This window comes from Streptomyces sp. LS1784, from assembly GCF_020103755.1.
Lineage (GTDB): Bacteria > Actinomycetota > Actinomycetes > Streptomycetales > Streptomycetaceae > Kitasatospora.
Map to the genome: position 1 here is coordinate 1 of NZ_JAHSQD010000372.1, position 8,263 is coordinate 8,263.

Annotated in this window: 8 protein-coding genes and 2 pseudogenes; 4 read left to right on the plus strand and 6 right to left on the minus strand. The window is 73.4% G+C overall.

Features of this window, described 5'->3' with window-relative positions:
• A pseudogene (locus tag KS423_RS31315) lies at window positions 1-435 on the plus strand (sel1 repeat family protein); the annotation flags it as partial.
• A 16-nt stretch (window positions 436-451) separates the two neighbouring features.
• On the opposite strand, the gene KS423_RS31320 reads toward KS423_RS31315, so the two are convergent.
• On the minus strand, window positions 452-865 hold the full coding sequence (locus tag KS423_RS31320; protein ID WP_224283144.1) for a Fur family transcriptional regulator: 414 nt from the start codon (window positions 863-865) through the stop codon (window positions 452-454).
• 104 nt (window positions 866-969) lie between these two features.
• Here KS423_RS31320 and KS423_RS31325 point away from each other — a divergent pair, with 104 nt between their 5' ends.
• On the plus strand, window positions 970-2,445 hold the full coding sequence (locus KS423_RS31325; protein ID WP_224283145.1) for a catalase: 1,476 nt from the start codon (window positions 970-972) through the stop codon (window positions 2,443-2,445).
• 65 nt (window positions 2,446-2,510) lie between these two features.
• On the opposite strand, the gene hisN is transcribed toward KS423_RS31325, so the two are convergent.
• From hisN to KS423_RS31350, 5 genes are all read right to left on the minus strand, one after another.
• Complete coding sequence (hisN, locus tag KS423_RS31330) at window positions 2,511-3,308, minus strand: histidinol-phosphatase (protein WP_224283146.1); 798 nt, start codon at window positions 3,306-3,308, stop codon at window positions 2,511-2,513.
• Window positions 3,309-3,390: 82 nt separating this feature from the next.
• The gene (locus KS423_RS31335; RefSeq protein ID WP_224283147.1) at window positions 3,391-3,714 is read right to left on the minus strand and encodes a multidrug efflux SMR transporter; all 324 of its coding nucleotides are present in this window, start codon (window positions 3,712-3,714) and stop codon (window positions 3,391-3,393) included.
• 127 nt (window positions 3,715-3,841) lie between these two features.
• Window positions 3,842-4,894, minus strand: coding sequence for a ribosome small subunit-dependent GTPase A (rsgA, locus tag KS423_RS31340; protein ID WP_224283148.1), 1,053 nt, complete (start codon window positions 4,892-4,894; stop codon window positions 3,842-3,844).
• Between the two features lie 15 nt (window positions 4,895-4,909).
• The gene (aroA, locus tag KS423_RS31345) at window positions 4,910-6,241 is read right to left on the minus strand and encodes a 3-phosphoshikimate 1-carboxyvinyltransferase (RefSeq protein WP_224283149.1); all 1,332 of its coding nucleotides are present in this window, start codon (window positions 6,239-6,241) and stop codon (window positions 4,910-4,912) included.
• 67 nt (window positions 6,242-6,308) lie between these two features.
• On the minus strand, window positions 6,309-7,034 hold the full coding sequence (locus tag KS423_RS31350; protein WP_224283150.1) for a M50 family metallopeptidase: 726 nt from the start codon (window positions 7,032-7,034) through the stop codon (window positions 6,309-6,311).
• Between the two features lie 151 nt (window positions 7,035-7,185).
• Here KS423_RS31350 and KS423_RS31355 point away from each other — a divergent pair, with 151 nt between their 5' ends.
• A complete protein-coding gene (locus KS423_RS31355; protein ID WP_224283151.1) occupies window positions 7,186-7,938 on the plus strand; it encodes an SOS response-associated peptidase in 753 nt (250 codons plus the stop codon).
• 30 nt (window positions 7,939-7,968) lie between these two features.
• A pseudogene (locus KS423_RS31360) lies at window positions 7,969-8,263 on the plus strand (hydrolase); the annotation flags it as partial.

Sequence of the window (8,263 nt, forward strand, 5' to 3'; positions counted from 1 at the left end):
CGGCTGGCCTCGCTGCTGGACCGGCGCGGGGACGCGGACGCCGAGGCCGAGCACTGGTACGCGCTGGCGGCCGACGCCGGGCACCGCCGGGCGCAGGTGCGGATGGGTGTGCGGGCGGCCGAGCGCGGGGCGCTGGAGATCGCCGAGAGCCTGTACCGGCGGGCCGCCGAGGCGGGCAGCCGCAGCGCCGCGTTCAACCTCGGACTGCTGCTGGCCCGGCAGGACAGCGAGGCCGAGGCGATGCTCTGGTACACCCGGGCCGCCGACGCCGGGCACGGCCGGGCGGCGCTGCGCCTGGCGCTGCTCGCGCTGCGCCGCGGGGAGCCGACGCAGGCGGAGAACTGGTGCCGGCGGGCGATCGACTACGGGCCGGCCGAGGTGGCCGAACGGGCCGGTCGGCTCCTGGGCGCGCTGAACGCGGAGTTGAGCGCGTAGCCGGGCAATCGGTCGGCTACGCGCGGCAGTTCGGGCACAGGCCGCGGTAGGTGACCTCGGCGGCGGTGACGGTGAAGCCGAAGCGCTCGGCGGCGGGGAGGGCGGCGAGCGGGTCGCCCTGAGGGTGGACGTCGCGGATCGCGCCGCAGCCCGAGCAGACCAGGTGCTGGTGGGCGCGGTGCGCGTTGGGGTCGTAGCGCTTGGCGCGGCCGTCGGTGGCCACCTCCAGGACCTCGCCGAGGGCGACGAGTTCGCCGAGCGTGTTGTAGACGGTGGCGCGGCTGATCTCCGGCAGCCGGGCCGTCGCCCGGGCGTGCACCTCGTCCGCGGTGAGGTGGACGTGCTCGCCGTCCAGGACCTCGGCCACGACCCGGCGTTGCGAGGTCAGCCGCCAGCCTCTTCCGCGCAGTCTCTCCAGCAGGTCGCTCATGCCATCCAGAGTAGGTCACGCTCTGAGATTGGTTCCAGTGTTGACTTGGACGAAGTCCAAGTTAGGATCGTGTCATCACGACCGGATACCGCGGAGGCACTCCCATGACGACCCAGGACGAGCAGCGCCCGACCCTGACCACGGAGGCGGGTGCCCCCGTCGCCGACAACCAGAACACCGAGACGGCGGGCGTCGGGGGCCCGGCGCTCATCCAGGACCAGCTGCTGTTCGAGAAGCTCGCGCACTTCAACCGCGAGCGGATTCCGGAGCGCGTGGTGCACGCCCGCGGGGCGGGTGCGTACGGCACCTTCACCGTGACCGCCGACGTGACGCCCTGGACCCGGGCGGCGTTCCTGTCCGGGATCGGCAAGCAGACCGAGGTTTTCCTGCGGTTCTCCACCGTGGCGGGCAACCTCGGCGCGGCCGACGCGGTGCGCGACCCGCGCGGCTTCGCGCTGAAGTTCTACACCGAGGAGGGCAACTACGACCTCGTCGGCAACAACACCCCGGTGTTCTTCATCAAGGACGCCATCAAGTTCCCCGACTTCATCCACACCCAGAAGCGCGACCCGTACACCGGCTCGCAGGAGGCGGACAACGTCTGGGACTTCTGGGGCCTGTCGCCCGAGGCCACCCACCAGGTGACCTGGCTGTTCGGCGACCGGGGCATCCCGGCCTCGTACCGGCACATGAACGGCTACGGCTCGCACACCTACCAGTGGCAGAACGAGGCCGGCGAGCACTTCTGGGTCAAGTACCACTTCAAGACCGACCAGGGCATCCGCAACCTCACCCAGGCCGAGGCCAACACCCTCGCCGGCGAGGACCCGGACAGCCACCAGCGCGACCTTCGCGAGTCGATCGAGCGCGGCGAGTTCCCCAGCTGGACGGTGCAGGTCCAGATCATGCCCGCGGCCGACGCGGCGAACTACCGCTTCAACCCCTTCGACCTGACCAAGGTCTGGCCGCACGCCGACTACCCGCCGATCGAGATCGGCCGGCTGGAGCTCAACCGCAACCCCGACAACGTCTTCGCCGAGGTCGAGCAGTCGGTCTTCTCCCCGGCGCACTTCGTGCCCGGCATCGGCCCGTCCCCGGACAAGATGCTCCAGGGCCGCCTGTTCGCGTACGCCGACGCCCACCGCTACCGGGTCGGCATCAACGCCGACCACCTGCCGGTGAACCGCCCGCACGCCACCGAGGCCCGTACCAACGGCCGGGACGGCTACCTGTACGACGGCCGCCACGGCCGTCAGAAGAACTACGAGCCGAACAGCTTCGGCGGCCCGGTGCAGACCGGCCGTCCGCTGTGGGCCGCGACCGCCGTCGACGGCCTCACCGGCAACCACGTCGCGCCGTCGCACGCCGAGGACGACGACTTCGTGCAGGCCGGCGACCTGTACCGGCTGTTCTCCGAGGAGGAGAAGCAGCGCCTGATCGCCAACCTGTCGGGCTTCATCGCCAAGGTCTCCGCCGACCGCGAGGACATCGTGGAGCGGGCGGTCGACAACTTCCGCAAGGCCGACGCCGACTTCGGGCAGCGGCTGGACGCGGCGGTCCGGGAGCTGCGCAAGCAGTAGCGCCGGGCCGGACAGAGCGGCGGCCCCTCGACCGGCTCCCACCGGTCAAGGGGCCGCGACCACGGTCAGACGCTCAGCCGGCGCAGGGCTTCCTCGTGCAGCAGCCCGTTGGAGGCGACCGCGTCGGCGCCGCCGGGGCCGGGGATGCCGTCCAGGCCGGTGAAGCGGCCGCCGGCCTCCTCGACGATGATGCAGTTGGCCGCCATGTCCCACAGCGACAGCTCGGGCTCGGCGGCGATGTCGACGGCGCCCTCGGCGACCATCATGTAGGACCAGAAGTCGCCGTAGGCGCGGGTGCGCCAGCAGGCGCGGGTGAGGTCCAGGAACGGGTCGAGGCGGCCGCGCTCCTCCCAGCCGGTGAGCGAGGAGTACGAGAAGGACGCGTCCTCGATCCGGGAGACGCCGGAGACGTGCAGCCGGGAGGCCTTGGCCAGGCTGCGGCCGCCGAACGCGCCGAGGCCCTTGGCCGCCCACCAGCGGCGCTGGAGCGCGGGGGCCGAGACGATGCCGACCACCGGGCGCTCGACGCCGTCCGGGCCGTCCTCCAGCAGGGCGATCAGGGTGGCCCAGACCGGGACACCGCGGATGTAGTTCTTGGTGCCGTCGATCGGGTCGATCACCCAGCGGCGCGGGCCCGAGCCCTGGAGGCCGAACTCCTCGCCGAGGACGGCGTCGCGCGGGCGGGCGCGCTGGAGCACGCTGCGCACGAGTTCCTCGGCGGCCTTGTCGGCGTCGCTCACCGGGGTGAGGTCGGGCTTGGTCTCGATCTTCAGGTCGAGCGCGCGGAAGCGCTCCAGTGTGACCGAGTCGGCCGAGTCGGCGAGGACATGGGCGAGTCGGAGGTCGTCGTGGTAGTCGGCCATGCCGGAAACCCTAGCGAGCCTCCCCCGATCGGCACAGCCGGGCTCGCGGGGCGGGACGGAACGGGTGCGGGCGCCCGGCCGTTCAGTGCGCCGCGGTGCTGAGCTGGAGGCCGACGACGCCGGCGATCACCAGCGAGATCGAGACCAGCTTGAGCACCGAGGTGCTCTCGCCCAGGAAGGCCATGCCGTAGACCGCGGTGCCGGCCGCGCCGATGCCCGTCCACACCGCGTAGGCGGGGCCGACCGGCAGGGTCTTCAGGGAGAGGGTGAGCAGGCCGAAGCTGCCGAGGGCGAACACGCAGAAGCTGATGGTGGGCCAGAGCTTGGTGAAGCCCTCGCTGAGCTTGAGGTTGACCGCGAAGCCGGTCTCCAGCAGGCCGGCCAGGACCACCAGGGCCCATGCCATCGCGTGCCCTCCCTGTCGATCGACGGTCGGACCGCGATGGCCCGACTTTCCTATGATCGCCAGGTGAGCCCGCTCCGACACCTCGAACGGGCCACCAACCTCAGGCAGTGGCGAAGGGCGGCCGGGCTCAGTCGACCTCGCCCTCCTTGCTGGCCAGCAGACGGCGCAGCGAGTAGAGCCGGGCGGCCTCGGCGTGGCCGTCCGCGACCCACGCGTCCAGCGCGCAGTCCGGCTCGTCGTGGCTGCACGCGCGCGGGCAGTCGACGGTGCCGGGCTCCAGGTCGGGGAAGGCGTGGATGACCCGGGACGGGTCGATGTGCGAGAGGCCGAAGGAGCGGAAGCCGGGGGTGTCGATCACCCAGCCGGAGTTCAGCGCCTTCTTCGAGCCCGGCTTGGCGCCGGGCGGCGGGGGCAGCCGCAGGGCCAGGGCGGAGACGGTGGTGTGCCGGCCGCGGCCGGTGACCGCGTTGACGTGCCCGGTCTGCCGCTGGCGGTCCGGGACGAGCGCGTTGACCAGGGTGGTCTTGCCGACGCCGGAGTGGCCGATGAACACCGTGGAGAGCCCGCGCAGGTGCTCGCGCACGGCCTCGGCGCCGGTGGTCTCCAGCTCGTCGCGGCGGGTGACCACGTACGTGATGCCCAGTGACGCGTAGGAGTCCAGCAGCGTCGAGGCCGGGGCGAGGTCGGACTTGGTGAGCACCAGCAGCGGCTCCATGCCCGCGTCGTAGGCCGCCACCAGGCAGCGGTCGATCAGCCGGGGACGCGGCTCCGGGTCGGCCAGGGCGGTGACGATGGCCAGCTGCTCGGCGTTGGCGACCACGATCCGCTCGTACGGGTCGTCGTCGTCCGCGGTGCGCCGCAGCACCGAGCTGCGCTCCTCGACCCGGACGATCCGGGCGAGGGTGTCGGCGTCCCCGGAGAGGTCGCCGACCAGGTTGACCACGTCGCCGACGACGACGCCCTTGCGGCCCAGCTCGCGGGCCTTCATGGCGACGACCTCGCGCTCCTGCTTCGTTCCCGGGTCGACCAGGCAGGTGATCCGGCCGCGGTCGACGGTCAGCACCATCGCCTCGGCGGCGTCCTCGTGCTTGGGTCGGATCCGGGTCCGCGGCCGGGAGCCCCGGCGGGCGGGGCGGTTGCGGATGTCGTCCTCGTCGGCGTCCTTGCCGTAGCGGCGCATGTGCTCAGTCTCCGCTCAGACGCCCGCCGCCGCTCCGCCGAGCAGCTCGGACCACATCCCGGGGAAGTCGGGCAGGGTCTTGGCGGTGGTGGCCACGTTCTCGACCTCGACGCCGGGCACGGCGAGGCCGAGGACGGCGGCGGCGGTGGCGAGCCGGTGGTCCTCGTAGGTGTGGAAGATGCCGCCGTGCAGCGGGCGCGGGCGGATCCGCAGGCCGTCCTCGGTCTCGGTGACGTCGCCGCCCAGGTCGTTGATCTCCTTGGCGAGCGCGGCGAGCCGGTCGGTCTCGTGCAGGCGCAGGTGGGCGATGCCGTACAGGTGGGACTCGGAGTCGGCGAGCGCGGCGACCGCGGCGATCACCGGGGTGAGCTCGCCGACGTCGTGCAGGTCGGCCTCGATGCCGTGGATCCGGCCGGTGCCGGTGAACTGGAGGCCCTCGTCGGTGAACTCGCAGGCGCCACCCATCCGGGTGTAGATCTCGCGCAGCTGGTCGCCGGGCTGGGTGGTGTGCTTGGGCCAGTCCCGCACGGTGACCCGGCCGCCGGTGACCAGGGCGGCGGCGAAGAACGGCGCGGCGTTGGAGAGGTCCGGCTCGACCACCAGGTCGCGGCCGAGCAGGGCACCGGGGGTGACCCGCCAGACGTCCTTCTCGCCGCCGTCCTCGGGGGCGTCGACCTGGGCGCCGGCCAGCCGCAGCATCTCCACCGTCATCCGGATGTGCGGCAGCGACGGAACCGGGCCGCCGACGTGGCGGACCTCGATGCCGTGGTTGTAGCGGGCGCCCGAGAGCAGCAGCGCGGAGACGAACTGGGACGAGGAGGAGGCGTCCAGCTCGACCGGGCCGCCGTCCAGCGAGCCGGTGCCGTGCACGGTGAGCGGGAAGGCGCCGCGGCCGCCGTCCTCGATCCGGGCGCCGAGCGCGCGCAGGGCGTTGATCACGCCGTGCTGGGGGCGCTCGTAGCAGCGCGGGTCGCCGTCGAAGTGCACCGGGCCGTCGGCGAGGACGGCGAGCGGGGGCAGGAAGCGCATCACCGTGCCGGCGTTGCCGACGTCGACCGAGGCGGGGCCGAGCAGCGCGGGGGCGGGGATGACCCGCCAGGCCTCGCCGCCGCCGGTGCCGCCGGAGTCGTTGTTGACCTTCTCCTCGATGGTGACCCCGAGGGCGCGCAGGCCGTCGGCCATCAGCTGGGAGTCGCGGCTGCGCAGCGGGCGGCGCACCCAGCCCGGCCCGTCGGCGAGTGCCGCCAGCACCAGGGCCCGGTTGGTGACCGACTTGGAGCCGGGGATGGTGACGGTGGCGTCGACGGGGCTGGTCGCGACGGGGGCGGGCCACAGGGTCTCGGTCATGGGGCAAGTCTAGGGGCCGCACCGGAACGGCCTCGGCGGCGGCCGGACGGCGGGCGGGGGCCGGGGGCTACTGCAGGGGCTGGAGCAGCCATGCGGCGCCGAGGGCGAGGCAGGCGAGGGCGACGAGCAGGAAGACGGTGACCCAGGCGAGGGCGGGGACGTGGGTGAGCCGGGCGAGCTGGTCGGCGTCGGAGTCGCGGGCCCAGCCGATCCGGCGCTGGTGCTGGAGTTCCAGGACGGGGCGGACGGCGCCGAAGAGCAGGAACCAGCAGCCGAGGTAGGCGAAGCCGGCCTGGACCTCGGCGCTGCCGAACCAGGAGACCAGGAAGAAGGCGCCGCCGGCGACCAGCACGCTGAGGAAGCCGAAGGCGTTGCGGATGCGCAGGAGCAGGGCGAGCAGCAGCACGATCGCCAGCCAGAGCAGCAGGGTGATCCGGTCGGCGGCGAGCAGGGCGGCGCAGCCGAGGCCGAGCAGGGCGGGGGCGGTGTAGCCGGCGGCGGCGGTGAGGACCATGCCGGGGCCGGTGGGGCGGCCGTAGGAGAGGGTGAGTCCGGAGGTGTCCGAGTGCAGCCGGATGCCGGCCAGCTTGCGGCCGGTGACCAGGGCGATCAGGCCGTGGCCGCCCTCGTGGGCGATGGTCACGGCGTTGCGGGCGACGTGCCACAGCGGGCGGGCCAGGACGGCGAGCAGGGCGGCGGCGCCGGTGGCCAGGACCAGCCAGCCGGGCGGGGCGGTCTGGGTGCCGGCCACCTGGTTCCACAGGTCGCCGAGGGTCTGGTCGTTCGCGTTCATCGGTGTCTCTCCGCCTCCGTCCGTCGCACTGGGCCGTCGCATTGGGCCGTTCGGGGCAGCCTCCCATGCGGGGACGGGCGGGCGGGAGCGGGCGGTTCCGGGCCGGGGACGAACAGGTCCTGAGGACCGGCGGCATGGCAAGCTGGCCCGCATGTGCGGTCGGTTCGCAGCCAGCAGCAAGCCCGAGGACGTCGTCGAGCTGTTCGACGTCGAGCACTGGGACCCCGAGGAGACCCTGGACCCGAACTGGAACGTCGCGCCGACCGACAGCGCGTTCGTGGTGCTGGAGCGGCTGGGCAGGGACCGGCCGCGGCCGGTGCGGCAGCTGCGGGTGCTGCGCTGGGGGCTGGTGCCGCAGTGGTCGGACTCCGCCGAGACGGCGGTGAAGATGATCAACGCCCGGTCGGACACGGTGCACGAGAAGCCCTCGTACCGGCAGGCCTTCGCCGCACGCCGGTGCATCCTGCCGGTGGACGGCTACTACGAGTGGCAGACGGTCCCGGGGGAGCGCGGCAAGGCGCGCAAGAAGCCGTACTTCGTCTCCCGGGCGGACGGCAGCCCGCTGGCGCTGGCCGGGCTGTACGAGTTCTGGCGCAACCGGGCGGTGCCGCCCGGGCACCCGGAGGCCTGGCTGGTGACGTTCACCGTCGTCACCACGGACGCCGAGGAGGCGCTGGCGCCGATCCACGAGCGGATGCCGCTGTTCCTGGACCCGCAGGACTGGGACGAGTGGCTGGACCCGCGGCTGACCGACCCGGACGGGCTGCGCAGGCTGCTGACACCCCCGCCGCCGGGCGCGCTGCTGGCCGCCCCGGTGTCGCCGGCGGTCGGCAGCATCCGCAACAACGGCCCGGAGCTCAAGGAGCCGTGGGCCGAGGTCGAGTACGAGACCACCCTGTTCTGACCCGTGCCGAACGTTCCTGGAGACGTCGAGATGAGCACCACCGAACTGGTCCCCACCGAGGCCGGGGAGGCCCGGATCAGCTACCACCGGGCCGCGGAGCCCGAGGCCGTACTGGCGCTCGGCCACGGTGCGGGCGGCGGGATCGAGGCCCGGGACCTGGTGGCACTGGCGGGGAGGCTGCCGGCGCGCGGGATCACCGTGGCGCTGGTCGAGCAGCCCTGGCGGGTGGCGGGCAGGAAGCTCGGCCCGGCGCCGAAGACGCTGGACCTCGGCTGGCGGCCGGTGGCCGAGCGGCTGGCCGGGCAGGGGCTGCCGCTGGTGGTGG

Coding starts and splice junctions, on each gene's coding strand:
- KS423_RS31320 (WP_224283144.1), bottom strand. CDS start 865: ATGAGCGACCTGCTGGAGAGACTGCGCGGAAGAGGCTGGCGGCTGACC.
- KS423_RS31325 (WP_224283145.1), top strand. CDS start 970: ATGACGACCCAGGACGAGCAGCGCCCGACCCTGACCACGGAGGCGGGT.
- hisN (WP_224283146.1), bottom strand. CDS start 3,308: ATGGCCGACTACCACGACGACCTCCGACTCGCCCATGTCCTCGCCGAC.
- KS423_RS31335 (WP_224283147.1), bottom strand. CDS start 3,714: ATGGCATGGGCCCTGGTGGTCCTGGCCGGCCTGCTGGAGACCGGCTTC.
- rsgA (WP_224283148.1), bottom strand. CDS start 4,894: ATGCGCCGCTACGGCAAGGACGCCGACGAGGACGACATCCGCAACCGC.
- aroA (WP_224283149.1), bottom strand. CDS start 6,241: ATGACCGAGACCCTGTGGCCCGCCCCCGTCGCGACCAGCCCCGTCGAC.
- KS423_RS31350 (WP_224283150.1), bottom strand. CDS start 7,034: ATGAACGCGAACGACCAGACCCTCGGCGACCTGTGGAACCAGGTGGCC.
- KS423_RS31355 (WP_224283151.1), top strand. CDS start 7,186: ATGTGCGGTCGGTTCGCAGCCAGCAGCAAGCCCGAGGACGTCGTCGAG.